Genomic DNA, 18,552 nt, shown 5'->3' on the forward strand with positions numbered 1-18,552 from the left:
CGTTAAGAATCCATGTCACTTTGAGTGCCCACACAGATTGTCTGATAAATTGTTAAAGAGCAGTTGCGACGCGCTTTAGCGCTCTGTCGCGAGGTGGCGTATATTACGCTTTCCTCTTTCAGAGTCAACCCTGAATTTCAGGATTTTTCTCTTCAACCGAACCGGCTGTTTGTGTGAAGTGATTCACATCCGCCGTGTCGATGGAGGCGCATTATAGGGAGCTCTCCGGGAATGACAAGCGGAAAAATACAATTTTATTTCAACCGCTCATCTTTTAAACGCAACGCTTATTTTTGCTGCTTTTTAATCGCCGCAGGCAGCTCTGCCAGGCTATTTAGCACCCAGTCAGCCGCTTTTTCCGCTTCTTCAGTCAGGGGCTTACCGGTACGCACCAGCACTTTAGTACCGACATCTGCCGCCGCAGCAGCCTGCATATCTTCCAGTTTGTCCCCTACCATATAGGAAGAAGCCATATCGATATGCAGATAATCGCGGGCGGAGATCAGCATCCCCGGATGCGGTTTACGACAATCACAGGTCTGACGGTACTCTTCCACCGCACCCTGCGGGTGATGCGGGCAATAGTAGATACCGTCCAGGTCGACGCCACGATCGGCCAGAGACCAGTCCATCCACTCGGTCAGCGTTTCAAACTGGGCTTCGGTAAATTTACCGCGAGCAATACCGGACTGGTTAGTGACCAGCACCAGCGCATAGCCCATCTCTTTTAGTTCGCGCATCGCGTCAATGACGCCATCGATAAATTCAAAATTGTCGATTTCGTGGACGTAGCCATGATCGACATTAATAGTGCCGTCACGGTCGAGAAAAATTGCGGGTACTGACTTTGCCACCGGTTTGCTCCTGAAAAAGGCTAGTGCCGTTAGTATCGCATGTTTCAGCATGCAAGAAAGTGCTCATTATAAAGAGTCAGATTGATTTAGACGTCTGGATGCCTTAACATCCATTTCATTGACAGGCATCGCCTGGATACGGCAGAAGAAAATGCCACGGCAAACGGCTAAACGATAATAAATAACTGATGATTAAACTTTCCAATATCACCAAAGTGTTCCAGCAGGGGAATCGCAGCATTCAGGCGCTGAATAACGTCAGCCTGCATGTCCCTGCCGGACAAATTTATGGCGTCATCGGTGCCTCCGGCGCCGGTAAAAGTACGCTGATTCGCTGCGTCAACCTGCTGGAGCGCCCGACCGAGGGCAGCGTACAGGTTGACGGTCAGGAATTGACTGCACTGTCGGAAAAAGAGCTAACCCGTGCGCGCCGTCAGATTGGCATGATTTTCCAGCATTTTAACCTGCTGGCCTCCCGGACCGTTTTCGGCAACGTCGCGTTGCCCCTGGAACTGGATAACACCCCGCAGGCAGAAATCAAACGTCGTGTGACGGAGCTGCTGGATCTCGTCGGCCTGGGTGATAAGCACGACAGCTACCCGGCTAATCTCTCCGGTGGCCAGAAACAGCGCGTCGCTATTGCCCGCGCGCTGGCCAGCAACCCGAAGGTATTGCTGTGCGATGAAGCCACCAGCGCCCTCGACCCGGCCACCACCCGTTCCATTCTCGAACTGCTGAAAGACATTAACCGGCGTCTGGGACTGACCATTCTGCTGATCACCCACGAAATGGATGTGGTGAAACGCATCTGCGACTGCGTGGCGGTCATTAGCAACGGTCAACTGATCGAGCAGGATACGGTGAGCGAAGTCTTCTCCCATCCGAAGACGCCGCTGGCCCAGCAGTTTATTCAGTCCACGCTGCACCTCGATATTCCGGATGACTACCAGGCGCGCCTGAAATCTACCGCCGCAGCGGATAGCGTGCCGATGCTGCGTATGGAATTTACCGGCCACTCCGTCGATGCGCCGCTGCTCTCTGAAACCGCGCGTCGCTTCAATGTGAATAACAACATTATCAGCGCGCAGATGGATTATGCCGGCGGGGTGAAGTTCGGCATCATGCTCACCGAAATGCACGGTACACAGGAAGACACTCAGGCGGCCATCGCCTGGCTGCAGGAACATCATGTAAAAGTAGAGGTATTGGGTTATGTCTGAGGCAATGATGTGGCTGCTGTTGCGCGGCGTATGGGAAACGCTGGCAATGACCTTTGTCTCCGGCTTCTTCGGTTTTGTCCTTGGTCTGCCGGTGGGCGTGCTGCTGTATGTGACCCGGCCGGGACAAATCGTCGCCAATGCCAAACTGTACCGTACTCTGTCGGCGCTGGTGAACATTTTCCGTTCCATTCCGTTCATTATCCTGCTGGTCTGGATGATCCCGTTTACCCGCGTAATCGTCGGCACCTCGATCGGCCTGCAGGCGGCAATCGTTCCGCTGACGGTGGGCGCCGCGCCGTTTATCGCCCGCATGGTGGAGAACGCCCTGCTGGAGATCCCGACCGGGCTCATCGAAGCTTCCCGCGCGATGGGCGCCACACCGCTGCAGATCGTCCGCAAGGTTCTGCTGCCTGAAGCGCTGCCGGGGCTGGTCAACGCCGCCACCATCACGCTTATTACCCTGGTAGGCTACTCCGCCATGGGCGGCGCGGTGGGCGCCGGTGGTCTGGGGCAGATTGGTTATCAGTACGGTTATATCGGCTACAACGCAACGGTGATGAATACCGTACTGGTGTTACTGGTTATTCTGGTTTATTTAATTCAATTCTCTGGCGATCGTATCGTCCGGGCTGTGACTCATAAATAACGTTATTGGCAGACAACACTCATTCTTACAGGAAGGAAATAACATGGCCTTTAATTTCAAAACCTTTGCGGCAGTTGGCGCGTTAATCGGTTCTCTGGCGCTGGTGGGTTGCGGTCAGGATGAAAAAGATCCGAATCATATTAAAGTCGGCGTTATCGTCGGGGCGGAACAGCAGGTCGCTGAAGTTGCGCAGAAAGTGGCAAAAGAGAAGTATGGTCTCGATGTTGAGCTGGTGACCTTCAACGATTACGTGCTGCCAAACGAAGCGCTAAGCAAAGGCGATATCGACGTGAACGCCTTCCAGCATAAACCGTATCTCGACCAGCAGATTAAAGACCGTGGCTATAAGCTGGTCTCCGTTGGCAACACCTTCGTCTATCCGATCGCGGGTTACTCGAAGAAAATCAAATCGCTGGACGAACTGCAGCCGGGCTCGCAGATCGCCGTCCCGAACGATCCGACTAACCTCGGCCGTTCCCTGCTGCTGCTGCAGCAGGTGGGTCTGATCAAACTGAAAGACGGCGTGGGCCTGCTGCCGACCTCGCTGGATATCGTCGAGAACCCGAAAAACCTGAAAATTGTTGAACTGGAAGCGCCACAGCTACCGCGTTCGCTGGACGACGCACAGATTGCGCTGGCCGTCATCAACACCACTTACGCCAGCCAGATTGGCCTGACCCCGGCGAAAGACGGTATCTTTGTTGAAGGCAAAGAGTCTCCTTACGTGAACCTGATTGTGGCGCGTGAAGACAATAAAGATGCTGAGAATGTGAAGAAATTCGTTCAGGCTTACCAGAGCGATGAAGTTTACGAAGCGGCGAACAAGATCTTTAACGGCGGCGCAGTGAAAGGCTGGTAATCTTTTCTCACCGTAATATCATTCAGGACGGGCTTCACGCCCGTCTTGTCATTTATGCAAGCACCTGATTCAATAACGCCCTGTTTTTTATTCATTGAGGAAATACTATGCGTGCTTTACCGGTCTGTTTGTTAGCACTCATGTTAAGCGGTTGTTCCATGCTAAGCAGATCCCCCGTTGAACCTGTTCAAAGCACTGCAACCCCCCCGGTTAAATCTGAGCCGAGCAAACCACGCGCAACCCGTCCGGCGCCGGTACGTATTTATACCGATGCGTCAGAGCTGGTGGGAAAACCGTTCCGCGATCTGGGTGAAGTGACTGGTGAGTCATGCCAGGCCTCAAATCAGGATTCTCCGCCGAACATCCCAACCGCCCGCAAGCGTCTGCAGGTGAATGCGGCACGCATGAAAGCCAATGCCGTCCTGCTTCACCGCTGCGAAGTGACCAGCGGCACGCCAGGCTGCTACCGTCAGGCGGTTTGTCTGGGCTCGGCGCTTAACGTTTCGGCACAATGAGTGCATTCCAGTTCGCGCAGATAGGCGTTATCCGCTCGCCGTATAAAGAGAAATTTGCCGTTCCTCGCCAGCCTGGTCTGGTGAAACACGGCGGCGGAGAACTGCATCTGGTTGCGCCCTACAACCAGGCCGACGCCGTGCGAGGCCTGGAAAACTTCAGCCATCTGTGGATCCTGTTTGTGTTTCATCAGACCATGGAAGGCGGTTGGCGTCCGACGGTGCGCCCTCCCCGACTGGGAGGCAATGCGCGGATGGGCGTCTTCGCCACCCGTTCGACGTTTCGCCCCAACCCCATCGGCATGTCGCTGGTTGAGCTGAAAGGCGTTCGCTGCCAGAAGGATCAGGTGATCCTGGAACTCGGTAGCCTCGATCTCGTCGACGGGACGCCGGTGGTTGATATCAAACCGTATCTTCCTTTCGCCGAAGCCCTGCCGGATGCCAGCGCCAGCTATGCGCAACAGGCGCCGCTGGCGGGTATGAACGTCAGTTTTACACCGGAAACAGAAGCACAGTTACTGACCCTGGAAAAACGCTACCCGCATATCAAAGCGTTTATCCGCGAAGTATTGGCGCAGGATCCGCGCCCGGCCTACCGTAAAGAGGAAGAAGCAGGAAAAAATTATGCCGTCTGGTTGCTGGATTTCAACGTCCGCTGGCGGGTGATTGCCTCTGGTTTTGAAGTCTTTGCCCTCGAAGCGCGCTAATTTTATTTTTCCTCTCTTTTGGCATCTTTGCCACACTGGTAAACTAAACCACTTTTTTTGTTTCAGGCTGGGCAACCAGCCTGTTCCGCTCGTTTAACTGGAACCGTTACAACATGCGTACTAGCCAATATCTGCTCTCCACTCTGAAGGAGACACCTGCCGACGCCGAGGTAATCAGCCACCAGCTGATGCTGCGCGCCGGGATGATCCGCAAGCTGGCCTCCGGGTTATACACCTGGCTGCCGACCGGCGTGCGCGTCCTGAAAAAAGTCGAAAACATCGTGCGTGAAGAAATGAATAATGCCGGTGCGATCGAGGTGTTAATGCCGGTCGTTCAGCCTTCTGAACTGTGGCAGGAGAGCGGTCGCTGGGAGCAGTATGGCCCGGAGCTGCTGCGCATTGCCGATCGTGGCGATCGCCCGTTCGTCCTCGGTCCAACCCACGAAGAGGTCATTACCGATCTGATCCGCAACGAGCTGAACTCCTATAAGCAGCTGCCGCTGAACTTCTATCAGATCCAGACCAAATTCCGCGACGAAGTGCGCCCGCGTTTCGGCGTGATGCGCTCCCGTGAATTCCTGATGAAAGATGCTTACTCTTTCCATACCTCTCAGGAATCGCTGCAGGAAACCTACGACGCGATGTATACCGCTTACAGCAAAATCTTCAGTCGTATGGGGCTGGATTTCCGTGCGGTACAGGCTGACACCGGTTCTATCGGCGGCAGCGCCTCTCATGAATTCCAGGTGCTGGCGCAGAGCGGCGAAGACGATGTGATCTTCTCCGACAGCTCCGACTACGCGGCAAACATCGAGTTTGCGGAAGCCGTTGCGCCAAAAGAGCCGCGCGCAGCCGCCACCCAGGAGATGACCCTGGTTGATACGCCGAACGCCAAAACCATCGCCGAGTTGGTTGAGCAGTTCGACCTGCCGATCGAAAAAACCGTGAAGACCCTGCTGGTGAAAGCGGTTGAAGGTAGCGCCTCTCCGCTGGTTGCCCTGCTGGTGCGCGGCGATCACGAGCTGAACGAAGTGAAAGCGGAAAAACTGCCGCAGGTCGCCAGCCCGCTGACCTTCGCCACCGAAGAAGAGATCCGCGCTCTGGTGAAAGCGGGTCCGGGATCCCTGGGTCCGGTGAACCTGCCGATCCCGGTGGTTATCGACCGTACCGTCGCGGTAATGAGCGATTTCGCCGCTGGCGCTAACATCGATGGCAAACACTACTTCGGCATCAACTGGGATCGCGACGTTGCGACTCCGGAAGTCGCCGATATTCGTAACGTCGTTGCCGGCGATCCGAGCCCGGACGGCAAAGGTACTCTGCTTATCAAGCGCGGTATCGAAGTGGGTCATATCTTCCAGCTGGGTACAAAGTACTCTCAGGCGATGAATGCCGCAGTTCAGGGCGAAGATGGCCGTAACCAGATCCTGACCATGGGCTGCTACGGTATCGGGGTGACCCGCGTGGTGGCCGCCGCCATTGAGCAAAACTTTGACGATCGCGGGATTATCTGGCCAGACGCCATCGCGCCGTTCCAGGTGGCAATTCTGCCGATGAATATGCACAAGTCCTATCGCGTGCAGGAGCTGGCCGAGAAGCTGTACGCCGAGCTGCGTGCGCACGGCATCGATGTGCTGATGGACGACCGTAAAGAGCGTCCGGGCGTGATGTTCGCCGATATGGAACTGATCGGTATTCCGCACACCATCGTGCTGGGCGATCGGAACCTCGATAACGATGATATCGAATACAAGTATCGTCGCAATGGTGAGAAGCAGCTGATTAAAACCGGTGATATCGTGGAATATCTGGTTAAAGCGATAAAAGGCTAAGCAACCACCTCAGGGCCCTGAACGGATGTCAGGGCCTTTTTTTTACAAGGAAAGTACCCATGACTGCACCTATCCTCAGCAGCGGACTGCTTACTTCCGCCCTACTGCTGCTTACCGCCTGCACCATAGACGTCGGCCGCAGCACCGCTTCCGCATCCGCTACCGAGGGCCGCTCCCCGCCATGGGCTGTCACCCTCCAGCGTCAAAGCTCGATTGCCGGCAGCGGGCTCCACGAAATTGACGAAAGCGATCTCCGTTCCGGCGACCTGCTCTTCTCGTCCAGCCTGGGTATCACTTCGCTTGGGATCCGCGCCTTCAGCGCCTCTTCCGTTAGCCACGTCGCACTGTATCTTGGCGAGGGTCAGATCGCGGAAGCCACCGGCGCTGGCGTACAGGTGATTTCTGTTCAGCAGGCGCTGGCGCATAGCGATAAACTCTTTGCCCTCAGGGTGCCCGACCTGACGCCGGACCAGGCAACGGCGATGAAAAATTTTGTCTGGCAGGTCAAAGACAGCGGGTATAACTATCGCGGCATTATTCAGTTTATCCCTTATATGGTCACCAAACCGCTCTGCTCGCTCAACCCTTTCTCGCGTAACTTTCGTCAGCAGTGCGTGAGCGGCCTGGCCAAAGCGCAACTGGGCGATGCGGCAAGCGCCGACAAGAAAGCGTGGTTTTGCTCGGAGTTTGTCAGCGAGGCCTTCGTCAGAGCCGGGCATCCGCTGACCCTGGCGCAGGCGGCGTGGATAAGTCCTTCCGATCTGCTGCACATGCGGGAAGGAGACGTCGCCACGTTTAAACCCGAAACGCAGCTACAGTATGTCGGGCATCTGAAACTGGGCGTTTATCTTCAGGCCGGGAAGCTGGTGGGGCTGAATAAACCGAAGGACGATGCGGAGTAAAGAAAAGATTTGCGCTTTTCCGCCAGCCAGACCCACGCTCACTCTGTATATGACAGGGCGAATAGCAGGAGCAAGTAGGGGGACTGTGTGGGATCATCCCCTGCCCGTTTCCCGGGCAGGGGCCTGACAATCAATGGCTACAGTCTTTACCGGGAATAAATTTGCCGGCCTGGTCCGTCATCAGCGTCTTCATCATTTCGCCGGTGTCCGGGTTCGCCTCGAGGGTAAAGTGCCCCTCCACCACCAGCAGCACCGGTCGTGAATCATTGCCGCGGGCAGCGGCATAATCCCGCTCAAGCTGGGCATTGTTCGCCACCGCGACGCGTTTACCGGTCGCGCAATCGGTAAAGGTTGCCGCATCGGCCATATAGAAATACATGCCGCGCATCGCCATCGGGGTGGTCGGCAGGCTGGCCTTCACCGGCTCCAGGGTATAATTGAGAGGAGACTGAACGGGGCTCCCGTTGCGGTCAAGCATCTCCAGCTTGTCGCCCTTCGCGCGAAAATATGACTTCTCGCCTTTGCTGTCGGTCAGCACCAGTTTATCCGCTGTGCGAGCCCAGGTGCCATAAGAGGCAAAAGATGACGGTTCACGACGAGCGCCCTGGTAGTGCTCGTTCATCACCCAGGTACCGTCTTTTTCCAGGAACAGCGAGGTGTCGATACCTTCACAATCCGCGCAAGGCAGCACCCCACGCCAGCTTTGCTGCATCGGTTTGAGCTCTTCCATCGCCGCTGGCTGTACGGTGTCAGTCTCGGCGCGATGGTTACAACCAAACAGCGCGAACAGCGAGCAGGCCGCTATCACGGAGAATACGATTTTCTTCACTTTGCTTTCCTTATCATCCATTTCACCCGTTCGCCGACGTCTTCACTGGCGAACTTTCCCACGCAGCGCCTTGACTGAGGACTTCTGTGCCTTGGAAGCAAGGCGTCGCTCTTTGGATGCCCGAGTCGGTCGCGTCTCCCGGCGACTTTTTTGCACTGCGGTTAATTCTTTTATGAGGGCCACCAGCCGGGCAATCGCCGCTTCGCGGTTCATCTCCTGGCTGCGGTATTCCTGAGCCTTAATGATAACCACACCGTCAGCAGAAATTAAGTGGTGCCTGGCGGCGAGCAGGCGCTCTTTGTAAAACTCCGGCAGGCTTGAAGCTTTAATATCAAAGCGCAGATGGATTGCCGTCGACGCTTTGTTCACATGCTGGCCCCCGGCCCCCTGGGCACGAATACCTTCCAGCGTAACCTCGTTATCGGCAAGGGTCACGCTGCGGCTAATGGTAATCATGCCGGTGCTTGCCAGGCCGTCAAATGAATTTCCAGATTATTCCGAGCATCGGATAACCAGATACTACCGTCCTGCAGAGTGGCCTGCAGTGTCATGGTACGGTCGGCAAAGGCGCTAAGCTGCGCCAGTTGCGCGTCATCAAGATACCAGATGGTCAACTTCGGGTACGCCGCAAGCTTGTTCTGATTCTGCTGCCACCAGATTTCAGCGGCCCGGCTATTATAGGCAAACAGCGCTACCGCCTGCGCCCGTGAGCAGGCTTTCTTAATCCGCCGCTCATCCGGCAGACCCAGTTCGATCCACAGATCGACCCCGAGATGATCGTTAAGCAGCCACAGCTCCGGCTCGTCGTCCGACGACAGGCCGCGGGTAAACTGCAGCCGTTCATCGGCATATTTGATCCACGCCAGCAGGCGCAGCATCATGCGCTCCTGGGTTTCCGAGGGGTGCTGCGCCAGCGTCAGGTTAGCATCCAGAAACTGGTTGCGATCCAGATCGGCTACATTTACCGCAGCTTTATATATTGTCGCTTTCAGCGCCATGAATAAACTCCTGAAAAGAATGGCGGACATTGTAGCGAAACTGGCGGCAAAAGGCTGTCGTCAATCGCAGCAACCTGTTTCATCCTGCTGAAATTGCTTAAATGACTATGATATAGTTCCCTTGCTAAACAGAGTTTATCTTCGTAGGCTTAAACTTGCATCCCACGGTTGAGTCAGAACGCTGACAGGAGGGCATGTGGACCACTATTGTGAGTTAATACGCAAGCGGTATGCGGAAATAGCCAGCGGAGACTTAGGGTATATCCCGGATGCGCTGGGTTGCGTGTTGAAAGTATTGAATGAGATTGCGGCGGATGAGGCCCTTTCGGAGTCAGTCAGGGAAAAGGCCGCTTATGCGGCAGCAAACTTACTGGTGAGCGATTATGTCAATGAATGATACTTATCAACCCATTAACTGCGATGATTACGACAACCTGGAACTGGCTTGCCAGCATCACCTGGTGCTGACGCTGGCGCTGAAGGATGGCGAACAGCTGCAGGCAAAGGCCAGCGATCTAATCTCGCGTAAAAATATCGAGTATCTGGTGGTCGAACTCGCCGGCAACGTCCGCGAGCTGCGCCTGGATAAAATCGCCAGCTTCAGTCACCCGGAAATCGGCACCGTGGTGGTGAGCGAATCCTGAATCAAAACGGGCTTAACCGCCCGTTTTCCTCCATGACAGCCTGACCCCTTCCCCGTCCTTCACTTCACCTTCGGTGGTCACAAACAGATCGTCCGCTGCAGCGATCGGCGTTTCGCCGTAAAACAGCAGCGGCGTAGTGTCTCGTCGCCAGGGAGGAACGCCCAGCTCCTGCCAGATCTTCTTCAGCTTACGTCCGCCGTGGCGTCCGACGATATGCAGGTGGCCGCTGGCGCGAAAGCGGACAGTGACCGGCTCATCCGCAGACGGCGGGCGCAGCCTGCCGCCGGGCTGCAGCATCAGCTCGCCGAGACCGTCTGCCAGCCGCAGCGGCTGGCGCCAGTCGGGCCAGTGCTGGACACTTTCCGTCTGGCCGGGAAGATACTTCACCCAGTACAAACGCTGTTGAAAACGGCGGACGGTAAAATCCCCCAGCCGCAGACAAGGGCTGGCATCTTCCCGCGCCAGCGCCACCTCATGCCAGAGGCGCTCTGGCACCTCCCGGGCTGGCATCGGCGCCTGCTGCCCGGCGAGCCAGCGACGCAGCAGCGCCGCGCGACGGGGTGGGCTCATCGACGTCAGCGGCGTGATAGCCAGCGAGCCATCTTCGGCCACCAGCGACGCCAGCTCCGCCGCCAGCATTTCGTCCAGCAGTTGTTCCTGCTCGGCGCACAGGCTGGCGCTGCGGGCAACGGCCTCGCTAAAATGCGGCCAGCGCTCGCGCAGGACCGGGATCACCCGCAGGCGCAGAAAGTTGCGGTCATAGGTATCGTCCTGATTACTCTCATCTTCAATCCACGACAGCTGATGGGCGAGCGCCCACTGGCGTAGCGATTCGCGGGTTTCATTGAGGAGAGGACGCAGTAGTCGACTGTCGGCAAAGGCAGAGGATGGCGCCATCGCCGACAGACCAGTAGGACCGCTGCCGCGTTTTAACGCCAGCAGCAGCGTTTCGCACTGGTCATCCTGGTGCTGGGCGGTCACTAACACCTCGCCGGCATTGAGCGTATCCTGAAAGGCCTGATAGCGCGCCGCACGGGCATGGGCCTCCACGCCGAGACCGCCCCTGGCTAACGTCACATGATGCACCACCAGCGGCACCTGCCACTGCAGGCAAATCTGCCGACAATGCGCCACCCAGTCGTCTGCATGGGCGCTCAGGCCGTGGTGAACATGCACCGCCCGCAGCGTCAGCGAGGGATCCTGTTCCCGCAGCAGCACCAGCTGGTGCAGGAGAACCGTCGAATCCAGACCGCCGCTGAAGGCCACCAGCAGCTGGCGATGGGGATGAAGCGTATGCGCAATATCAGCCGTCATATCCACGAACATACCGAGAAGTGATGGCCCGGCACGTTACCGGGCCAGGGTCGCGCTGGCAAGGTTTACTGCTGATATATTTCCAGCGGCAGGTCGTCCGGATCGCTAAAGAAGGTAAAGCGTTTGCCGGTAAAGGGATCGACGCGAATCGCTTCGCACTCGACGCCATGCGCCGTCAGATGCGCTACCGCGGCGTCGATATCATCCACGCTAAAGGCCAGATGACGCAGCCCGCAGGCTTCGGGGCGACTGGGTCGGGCCGGGGGAAACGGGAACGAGAACAGCTCAATCACGTACTCGCCATTGAGCGCCAGATCGCCCTTCCAGGAGTCGCGCTCGGCGCGATAGAACTCACTTTGCAGCGTAAACCCCAGAATATCGCAATAGAACGCTTTACTGCGGGCGTAGTCAGTCGCAATGATGGCAATATGGTGAACCCGTTTCAAACCCAGCATGGTCAAACTCCTTCTGTTAAGCCAGCCACGTTACTCGTGCGCGCCGTTAACGCGCAAGCCTTTCGTCATTTTTTAAGACTCGTACCCGATACACGCCGTCCTCATCGCGCTTCGCCCCGTGAATATCGGTCTCAAACCCCGGGTAATGACGGCCGATGGAGCAGAGCATCAGCAGGAAATCGAGCACTGCCCGGCTCTCCTCCGTGATCATCTCTCCCGGCATCAGCAGCGGTACGCCCGGCGGATAAGGGAGGATCATGTTGGCCGAAATCCGGCCGACCAGGTTCTCCAGTTCAATGGTTTCCACCTCACCCTTAATCTGGCGCTGCCAGGCGTGATGCGGCGTCATTTTCATTTCCGGCAGGACGTCAAAGGCGCTGAGCATCAGCTGCGGCAGCTGGTGCTGACGGATCAAGCGGTGGATCCCCTGCGCCAGATCCTGGATCCGCATGTTGCGGTAGAAGTCGGGATCTTCCGCGTACAGATCCGGCAACATATTTTTCACCCGCAGATTAAGATCGTAGGCGCGTTTGAACTCGGTCAGACCGCGCAGCAGCCCCATCGCCCGGGTTTTATCAATACCGATGCTGAACAGGAACAGCAGGTTATAGGGGCCCGTTTTTTCCACCACCACGCCCCGCTCGTCGAGGAACTTCGCCACCAGCGCCGCCGGGATCCCCTCTTCATCCATATTCCCCTGCTCGTCCATGCCCGGCGTCAGAATGGTGACCTTCACCGGATCGAGATACATATGATCCGCATCGGCATCTTTGAAACCGTGCCAGTCTTCGCCAGGCGCCACCGGCCAGCACTCGGCTTTATCCACCGCTTCCGGCTGCCAGATATCAAAGAACCAGCCGTCTGACTCCTCGCGCAGTCGCTGCACCTCTTTGCGGAAATCCAGCGCTCGCTCAATGGAGCGCTGGATCAGGCGCTTACCGGAGTTACCGCGCAGCATCGCCGCCGCGGTCTCAATCGACGCGACGATGGGATAGCTCGGCGACGTCGAGGTATGCATCATAAAGGCTTCATTAAAGGTCTCTTCATCATAGTTGCCCTTAATGTGGATCAGCGAGGCCTGCGACAGCGCGGCCAGCATCTTATGCGTCGACTGCGTCTCGAAGATGACTTTTCCGGGGATCCGCTCCCCGCTCATGCCGCTTTTCCCCTGATATATCGGATGGAAATGGGTATAGGGCACCCAGGCGGAATCGAAATGGATCGACGGGACGTCGAGCGTCTCCTTAAGCCAGGTGGTGTTATAGAGCAGGCCATCGTAGGTGGAGTTGGTGATCACCGCATGCACGGGCCACTGCGCCCCGCCCGTGTCGCGTACTTTCTGCTGAATGCTGTCGCGGGTAAATTCGCGCCGGGGGATACCGCCGAGGATCCCCAACGCGTTGCGGGTCGGCTTCAGCCACAAGGGAACCACATCGCTCATCATCAGCAGGTGGGCCAGTGATTTGTGACAGTTACGGTCAATCAGCAGCGTGCTGCCGGCGGGCGCCGAGTACATACCGACAATTTTGTTGGACGTCGAGGTGCCATTGGTCACCATGTAGCTCTGTTCAGCGCCAAAGGCGCGGGCAATATACTCCTCCGCCTCCAGATGCGGGCCGGTATGATCCAGCAGGGAGCCCAGCTCGGTGACCGAAATCGAGACATCCGCCTTCAGCGTATTTCCGCCAAAGAAATCATAGAACAGGCAGCCCACCGGGCTTTTCTGATAGGCGCTACCGCCCATATGGCCCGGTGTACAAAAGGTATACTTCCCCTCCTGCACATAGTTAAACAGCGCGCGGGTAAACGGCGGGGTGATATTGTCCAGGTACTCGCGGGTATACTGCCCAATGCGGGTGGCGATCTCTTCGGAGAGTCCCAGCGCATATTCGAAGAACCACAGCGTCATACGCAGATCCTGACTGCTGACGTCCATCGTCGAGTGGGCATTAATAAAGGCGTACAGGGGCAGATATTCATTGAGCTGATTGATATCGCTGCACAGATCGACGCTGTATTCATCCCAGTCGAAGATCACCCCGCAGATGCGCGGGTTGTGCTCAATAAACTGCAGCAGGTCGGCGCTGTTTTGCGGCCAGATGGTCTGGAAGCCCTGGCGCTGCAGCGCCGCTTCCAGTTCTTTGATCGGCTCGTCTTTGTGGTAGACGCCGTGAGGCCCCATGATGGCGATAATATTCACGCTTTCCTCCTGGTATTCACCTAAGTCAAGCATCATAGCAATCCCCTGGGCGCATCGCACACAAAAAAAAGGCCGGAAAATCCGGCCCTTAGTGTTTTTCGCTAGCGGAAAACTTAGGCGTAACCGTAGCTCATCAGACGCTGATAGCGGCGGTTCAGCAGCTCTTCTTCGCTGAGCAGATCGAGATCGGCCAGGTCTGCCAGCAGCTGCGCTTTCAGGCTCGCTGCCATCGCTTCCGGGTTGCGGTGCGCGCCGCCCAACGGTTCCTGAACGATAGAATCAATCAGCTTCAGCTCTTTCAGACGCGGTGCGACGATACCCATCGCTTCCGCGGCCAGCGGTGCTTTATCCGCGCTTTTCCACAGAATGGACGCGCAGCCTTCCGGCGAAATCACCGAATAGGTGCTGTACTGCAGCATATTGACCTTGTCGCCCACGCCAATCGCCAGCGCGCCGCCGGAGCCGCCTTCGCCGATCACGGTGCAGATAACCGGCACGCTCAGACGCGACATCTCACGCAGGTTGCGGGCAATCGCTTCCGACTGGCCGCGCTCTTCCGCGCCGACGCCCGGGTAGGCGCCAGGGGTGTCGATGAAGGTGATGATCGGCATTTTAAACCGCTCGGCCATTTCCATCAGGCGCAGCGCTTTGCGGTAGCCTTCCGGGGCCGGCATACCAAAGTTGCGACGGATCTTCTCTTTGGTTTCGCGACCTTTCTGGTGGCCGATGATCATCACCGGACGACCATCAAGACGCGCGATACCGCCGACAATCGCTTTATCGTCAGCGTAGGCGCGGTCACCGGCCAGTTCGTCAAATTCGTCGAACGCCAGGCGGACATAATCCAGGGTATAAGGACGGCGCGGGTGGCGCGCCAGTTGCGCAACCTGCCATGCACCGAGATCGGCGAAGATTTTGCGTGTCAGCTCTACGCTTTTCTCGCGCAGACGATGCACTTCTTCGTCGATGTTAATATCCAGTTTCTCATCCTGACGGCTTACCGCAGTCAGGGAATCGATTTTCGCTTCCAGCTCTGCAATCGGCTGTTCAAAATCTAGGAAATTCAGACTCATAGTATTCCTGTATTAGTCAAACTCCAGTTCCACCTGCTCCGAGCCGATAAGGCCACGCAGATCGTTAAGTAAACGATCGCTCGGAGAGACGCGCCATGTTGCGCCGAAACGCAACCGCGCGCGTGCATCCGCCCTCTGATAGTAGAGGTGCACTGGAATGGTTCCCGAACGGTGGGGTTCCAGAGACTGACGGAGTCGGTTTAAAAGCTGGTCATCAATTTGCCTGTCCGTCAGCGAGATAGCAAGCCCGCGAGCATATTTTTCCCGGGCTTCGTCAATGTCCATGACTTCGCGGGCGGTCATTTTAAGCCCCCCGCTAAAGTCATCAAAGCTGACCTGTCCGCTGACGATAAGTATGCGGTCTTTTTCCAGCAACTGCTGATATTTATCCAGCGCGTCGGTGAACAACATCACCTCCAGACGCCCGGAACGGTCATCCAGGGTACAGATGCCGATACGATTGCCGCGCTTGGTGACCATTACCCGCGCCGCAATCACCAGCCCCGCCGCCGTGGTCACTTTACCACGATCGGTCGGATGCATGTCTTTGAGCCGCACGCCGCCGACGTAGCGCTCAATCTCTTTCAGGTACTGGTTAATCGGGTGCCCGGTCAGGTATAGCCCCAGGGTTTCCCTTTCACCATCCAGCACCACCTGCTCAGGCCATGGCTGGCAGCTGGCGTAGGACTGTTCTATTTGTTCAGGCTCTTCCGCCAGTACGCCGAACATATCGGCCTGGCCAATAGCCTCCGCTTTCGCGTGCTGGTCGGCGGCTTTCAACGCATCGCCCAGCGAGTTCATCAGCGCCGCGCGATGCGGACCGAGACGATCGAACGCCCCGGACATAATCAGTTTTTCCAGCACCCGGCGGTTGAGCTTTTTAATATCGGTCCGCGCGCAGAGGTCGAACAGCTCGCGGAAATAACCGCCATTGTTGCGCGCCTCAATGATCGCTTCGATCGGCCCTTCGCCAACGCCTTTGATTGCGCCGATGCCGTAGACAATCTCGCCGTCGTCGTTAACGTGGAAATGGTACAGGCCGGAGTTAATATCCGGGGGCAAAATTTTCAGCCCCATGCGCCAGCACTCGTCCACCAGGCCAACGACCTTCTCGGTGTTGTCCATATCGGCGGTCATTACCGCCGCCATAAACTCAGCCGGATAGTGCGCCTTAAGCCACAGCGTCTGGTAGGAGACCAGCGCGTAGGCGGCGGAGTGCGACTTGTTAAATCCGTAACCGGCGAATTTCTCCACCAGGTCGAAGATTTTCATCGCCAGTTCGCCGTCAACGCCGTTTTTCTTCGCCCCATCTTCAAAGATAGAACGCTGCTTGGCCATCTCCTCCGGTTTTTTCTTACCCATCGCACGGCGCAGCATATCCGCGCCGCCGAGGGTATAACCGGAGAGCACCTGGGCAATCTGCATGACCTGTTCCTGATACAGGATAATGCCGTAGGTCGGTTCCAGCACCGGTTTCAGGCTCTCATGCTGCCACTGCACGTCCGGGTAGGAAATCTCTTCGCGGCCGTGCTTACGGTCGATAAAGTTATCTACCATCCCCGACTGCAGCGGACCCGGGCGGAACAGGGCCACCAGCGCGATCATATCTTCGAAGCAGTCAGGCTGCAGACGCTTAATCAGATCTTTCATGCCGCGCGATTCAAGCTGGAAGACCGCGGTGGTTTCCGAGCGCTGCAGCATGTCGAAGCTTTTCTTGTCATCCAACGGGATAGCGGCGATATCCAACGGCCCTTCGCCGTTTTTCGCCCGCCGCTTGTTGATCATCTCCAGCGCCCAGTTAATGATAGTGAGCGTACGCAGACCGAGGAAGTCGAATTTTACCAGCCCGGCGTATTCCACGTCGTTTTTGTCAAACTGGGTAACCGGATGCAGCCCCTGCTCATCGCAATACAGCGGCGCAAAGTCGGTAATTTTAGTGGGAGCGATAACCACCCCACCGGCGTGTTTACCGGCGTTTCGCGTCACCCCTTCCAGCTTACGCGCCATGTCGATCAGCGCTTTAACTTCTTCGTCCGCCTCATAGATTTCCGGCAGCTGCGGTTCGGCTTCAAACGCTTTCGCCAGCGTCATGCCCGGATCGGGCGGCACCAGCTTGGAGATACGGTCGACAAAGCCGTACGGATGACCCAGCACGCGGCCCACATCGCGGATGACCGCTTTCGCCGCCATGGTACCGAAGGTGATGATCTGCGATACCGCATCGCGGCCGTACATGTCCGCCACGTGCTCAATAACCTGGTCGCGTTTCTCCATGCAGAAATCGACGTCGAAGTCGGGCATCGAGACACGTTCCGGGTTAAGGAAACGTTCGAACAGCAGGTCGAATTCCAGCGGATCAAGATCGGTGATCTTCAGCGCGTAGGCCACCAGCGAGCCGGCGCCGGAACCGCGGCCCGGGCCAACCGGCACGCCGTTATCCTTCGACCACTGGATAAACTCCATGACGATCAGGAAGTAGCCCGGGAACCCCATCTGGTTGATCACCTGCAGTTCAATATCCAGACGCTGGTCATACTCCGGGCGCTTTTCAGCACGGACGGCAGGATCCGGGAAGAGAAATTCCAGCCGCTCTTCCAGACCCTCTTTCGATTTCATGACCAGGAAATCTTCCGTGGTCATATCGCCGGTCGGGAACTGCGGCAGGAAATATTCGCCAAGCCGCACGGTGACGTTGCAGCGTTTGGCGATCTCGACGCTGTTCTCCAGCGCTTCCGGGATATCGGCGAACAGCTCGCACATCTCCTCCTCACTGCGCATATATTGCTGCGGCGAGTAGTTGCGCGGCCGTTTCGGGTCGTCGAGCGTAAAGCCGTCGTGGATCGCGACGCGGATTTCATGGGCGTCGAAATCGCTGGTGTCGAGGAAGCGGACATCGTTGGTCGCCACCACCGGCAGGCCGCGTGCTTCCGCCAGCGCCACGGCGGCGTGGAGATAGGCCTCTTCATCCTGACGACCGGTCCGGATCAGCTCAAGAAAATAACGGTCCGGGAAATGCTCTTCATAGAACGCGACGCACTGTTCCACTAACGGCATATTGCCGCGGATCAGGCTAACGCCGACGTCGCCTTTACGGCCGCCGGAAAGCAGAATCAGCCCTTCCTGGTGTTCCACCAGCCAGTCGCGGTCAATCCACGGCCCCAGCGCGCCGTAGCCGCGCTGATAGGCGCGGGAAATGAGCAGCGTCAGGTTCTGGTAACCGGTGTTGTTCGCCGCCAGCACGGTCAGCTCGGTAAACTCATCGCCGAGCAGGTCGCACTGCACGTGAAAATCGGCGCCGACAATCGGCTTAATACCCGCGCCGTGTCCCGTCCCGTAGAACTTCACCAGCCCGCACAGGTTGGTGAAATCGGTGATCGCCAGCGCCGGCATGCCAAGCGAGGCCGCCTTCTTGACCAGTGGCCCGGTCTTTGCCAGCCCATCGATCATGGAATAGTCGCTGTGCACCCGCAGGTGTACGAAACGTGGTTCAGCCATCTTTAGATCCCG

Annotated in this window: 18 protein-coding genes; 9 read left to right on the forward strand and 9 right to left on the reverse strand. The window is 57.1% G+C overall.

Annotated elements, in window-relative coordinates; genetic code table 11:
• Window positions 1-287 precede the first annotated feature (287 nt).
• The gene (gmhB, locus tag FHW76_RS18240; protein WP_008807333.1) at window positions 288-854 is read right to left on the reverse strand and encodes a D-glycero-beta-D-manno-heptose 1,7-bisphosphate 7-phosphatase; all 567 of its coding nucleotides are present in this window, start codon (window positions 852-854) and stop codon (window positions 288-290) included.
• A gap of 188 nt (window positions 855-1,042) precedes the next feature.
• Between gmhB and metN the strand changes: the two genes are divergently transcribed.
• From metN to FHW76_RS18275, 7 genes are all read left to right on the forward strand, one after another.
• Entirely contained in the window at window positions 1,043-2,074 is a 1,032-nt protein-coding gene (gene metN, locus FHW76_RS18245; RefSeq protein WP_012968897.1) for a methionine ABC transporter ATP-binding protein MetN, read from the forward strand.
• Window positions 2,067-2,720 (forward strand): methionine ABC transporter permease MetI, encoded by a 654-nt coding sequence (locus FHW76_RS18250; RefSeq protein ID WP_004204478.1) that lies wholly within the window; start codon window positions 2,067-2,069, stop codon window positions 2,718-2,720. Before metN ends, FHW76_RS18250 begins: the two co-directional genes overlap by 8 nt.
• Before the next feature lie 43 nt (window positions 2,721-2,763).
• A complete protein-coding gene (metQ, locus tag FHW76_RS18255; protein WP_008807336.1) occupies window positions 2,764-3,579 on the forward strand; it encodes a methionine ABC transporter substrate-binding lipoprotein MetQ in 816 nt (271 codons plus the stop codon).
• Between the two features lie 107 nt (window positions 3,580-3,686).
• Window positions 3,687-4,094, forward strand: a complete 408-nt coding sequence (gene rcsF, locus FHW76_RS18260; RefSeq protein WP_008807337.1) for an Rcs stress response system protein RcsF — start codon at window positions 3,687-3,689, stop codon at window positions 4,092-4,094.
• Window positions 4,091-4,798, forward strand: coding sequence for a tRNA (N6-threonylcarbamoyladenosine(37)-N6)-methyltransferase TrmO (tsaA, locus tag FHW76_RS18265; RefSeq protein ID WP_032740447.1), 708 nt, complete (start codon window positions 4,091-4,093; stop codon window positions 4,796-4,798). Before rcsF ends, tsaA begins: the two co-directional genes overlap by 4 nt.
• 113 nt (window positions 4,799-4,911) lie before the next feature.
• The gene (gene proS, locus FHW76_RS18270; RefSeq protein WP_012968899.1) at window positions 4,912-6,630 is read left to right on the forward strand and encodes a proline--tRNA ligase; all 1,719 of its coding nucleotides are present in this window, start codon (window positions 4,912-4,914) and stop codon (window positions 6,628-6,630) included.
• A gap of 59 nt (window positions 6,631-6,689) precedes the next feature.
• Window positions 6,690-7,532 (forward strand): YaeF family permuted papain-like enzyme, encoded by an 843-nt coding sequence (locus FHW76_RS18275; protein WP_183476892.1) that lies wholly within the window; start codon window positions 6,690-6,692, stop codon window positions 7,530-7,532.
• 130 nt (window positions 7,533-7,662) lie between these two features.
• Here FHW76_RS18275 and nlpE read toward each other — a convergent pair whose 3' ends face one another.
• From nlpE to FHW76_RS18290, 3 genes are read right to left on the reverse strand one after another with little or no spacing between them, the layout of a single operon-like run.
• Entirely contained in the window at window positions 7,663-8,361 is a 699-nt protein-coding gene (nlpE, locus tag FHW76_RS18280) for an envelope stress response activation lipoprotein NlpE (RefSeq protein ID WP_012542804.1), read from the reverse strand.
• 42 nt (window positions 8,362-8,403) lie between these two features.
• Window positions 8,404-8,817 (reverse strand): alternative ribosome rescue aminoacyl-tRNA hydrolase ArfB, encoded by a 414-nt coding sequence (gene arfB, locus FHW76_RS18285; protein WP_008807342.1) that lies wholly within the window; start codon window positions 8,815-8,817, stop codon window positions 8,404-8,406.
• Window positions 8,814-9,359: a YaeQ family protein gene (locus FHW76_RS18290; RefSeq protein ID WP_008807343.1), complete on the reverse strand. Its 546-nt coding sequence runs from the start codon at window positions 9,357-9,359 to the stop codon at window positions 8,814-8,816. Before FHW76_RS18290 ends, arfB begins: the two co-directional genes overlap by 4 nt.
• Window positions 9,360-9,555: 196 nt before the next feature.
• Here FHW76_RS18290 and FHW76_RS18295 point away from each other — a divergent pair, with 196 nt between their 5' ends.
• Together FHW76_RS18295 and rof are read left to right on the forward strand one after the other, a co-directional pair.
• Window positions 9,556-9,756 (forward strand): YaeP family protein, encoded by a 201-nt coding sequence (locus FHW76_RS18295; protein ID WP_002889429.1) that lies wholly within the window; start codon window positions 9,556-9,558, stop codon window positions 9,754-9,756.
• Window positions 9,743-10,003, forward strand: coding sequence for a Rho-binding antiterminator (rof, locus tag FHW76_RS18300; RefSeq protein ID WP_002889424.1), 261 nt, complete (start codon window positions 9,743-9,745; stop codon window positions 10,001-10,003). The genes FHW76_RS18295 and rof overlap by 14 nt, the downstream gene beginning before the upstream one ends.
• 12 nt (window positions 10,004-10,015) lie before the next feature.
• On the opposite strand, the gene tilS is transcribed toward rof, so the two are convergent.
• The 5 genes from tilS to dnaE form a co-directional block, all read right to left on the reverse strand.
• Complete coding sequence (gene tilS / locus FHW76_RS18305; RefSeq protein ID WP_032740443.1) at window positions 10,016-11,329, reverse strand: tRNA lysidine(34) synthetase TilS; 1,314 nt, start codon at window positions 11,327-11,329, stop codon at window positions 10,016-10,018.
• A 53-nt stretch (window positions 11,330-11,382) separates the two neighbouring features.
• Window positions 11,383-11,772 (reverse strand): VOC family protein, encoded by a 390-nt coding sequence (locus FHW76_RS18310; protein ID WP_002889387.1) that lies wholly within the window; start codon window positions 11,770-11,772, stop codon window positions 11,383-11,385.
• Between the two features lie 46 nt (window positions 11,773-11,818).
• Window positions 11,819-13,972 (reverse strand): lysine decarboxylase LdcC, encoded by a 2,154-nt coding sequence (locus FHW76_RS18315; protein WP_004204462.1) that lies wholly within the window; start codon window positions 13,970-13,972, stop codon window positions 11,819-11,821.
• Between the two features lie 113 nt (window positions 13,973-14,085).
• A complete protein-coding gene (gene accA / locus FHW76_RS18320; RefSeq protein WP_008807345.1) occupies window positions 14,086-15,045 on the reverse strand; it encodes an acetyl-CoA carboxylase carboxyl transferase subunit alpha in 960 nt (319 codons plus the stop codon).
• Between the two features lie 12 nt (window positions 15,046-15,057).
• Window positions 15,058-18,540 (reverse strand): DNA polymerase III subunit alpha, encoded by a 3,483-nt coding sequence (gene dnaE, locus FHW76_RS18325; RefSeq protein ID WP_008807346.1) that lies wholly within the window; start codon window positions 18,538-18,540, stop codon window positions 15,058-15,060.
• Between the last annotated feature and the right edge of the window lie 12 nt (window positions 18,541-18,552).

It is taken from the genome of Klebsiella sp. RC2, from assembly GCF_014192815.1.
GTDB classification, from domain to species: domain Bacteria; phylum Pseudomonadota; class Gammaproteobacteria; order Enterobacterales; family Enterobacteriaceae; genus Klebsiella; species Klebsiella variicola.

Bases quoted from the DNA above. Each gene is read 5' to 3' on its own strand.
- FHW76_RS18310 (WP_002889387.1), bottom strand. From the start codon at position 11,772: ATGCTGGGTTTGAAACGGGTTCACCATATTGCCATCATTGCGACTGAC.
- tilS (WP_032740443.1), bottom strand. From the start codon at position 11,329: ATGTTCGTGGATATGACGGCTGATATTGCGCATACGCTTCATCCCCAT.
- tsaA (WP_032740447.1), top strand. From the start codon at position 4,091: ATGAGTGCATTCCAGTTCGCGCAGATAGGCGTTATCCGCTCGCCGTAT.
- accA (WP_008807345.1), bottom strand. From the start codon at position 15,045: ATGAGTCTGAATTTCCTAGATTTTGAACAGCCGATTGCAGAGCTGGAA.
- arfB (WP_008807342.1), bottom strand. From the start codon at position 8,817: ATGATTACCATTAGCCGCAGCGTGACCCTTGCCGATAACGAGGTTACG.
- FHW76_RS18290 (WP_008807343.1), bottom strand. From the start codon at position 9,359: ATGGCGCTGAAAGCGACAATATATAAAGCTGCGGTAAATGTAGCCGAT.
- rcsF (WP_008807337.1), top strand. From the start codon at position 3,687: ATGCGTGCTTTACCGGTCTGTTTGTTAGCACTCATGTTAAGCGGTTGT.
- proS (WP_012968899.1), top strand. From the start codon at position 4,912: ATGCGTACTAGCCAATATCTGCTCTCCACTCTGAAGGAGACACCTGCC.
- metQ (WP_008807336.1), top strand. From the start codon at position 2,764: ATGGCCTTTAATTTCAAAACCTTTGCGGCAGTTGGCGCGTTAATCGGT.
- dnaE (WP_008807346.1), bottom strand. From the start codon at position 18,540: ATGGCTGAACCACGTTTCGTACACCTGCGGGTGCACAGCGACTATTCC.
- FHW76_RS18275 (WP_183476892.1), top strand. From the start codon at position 6,690: ATGACTGCACCTATCCTCAGCAGCGGACTGCTTACTTCCGCCCTACTG.
- FHW76_RS18250 (WP_004204478.1), top strand. From the start codon at position 2,067: ATGTCTGAGGCAATGATGTGGCTGCTGTTGCGCGGCGTATGGGAAACG.
- metN (WP_012968897.1), top strand. From the start codon at position 1,043: ATGATTAAACTTTCCAATATCACCAAAGTGTTCCAGCAGGGGAATCGC.
- rof (WP_002889424.1), top strand. From the start codon at position 9,743: ATGTCAATGAATGATACTTATCAACCCATTAACTGCGATGATTACGAC.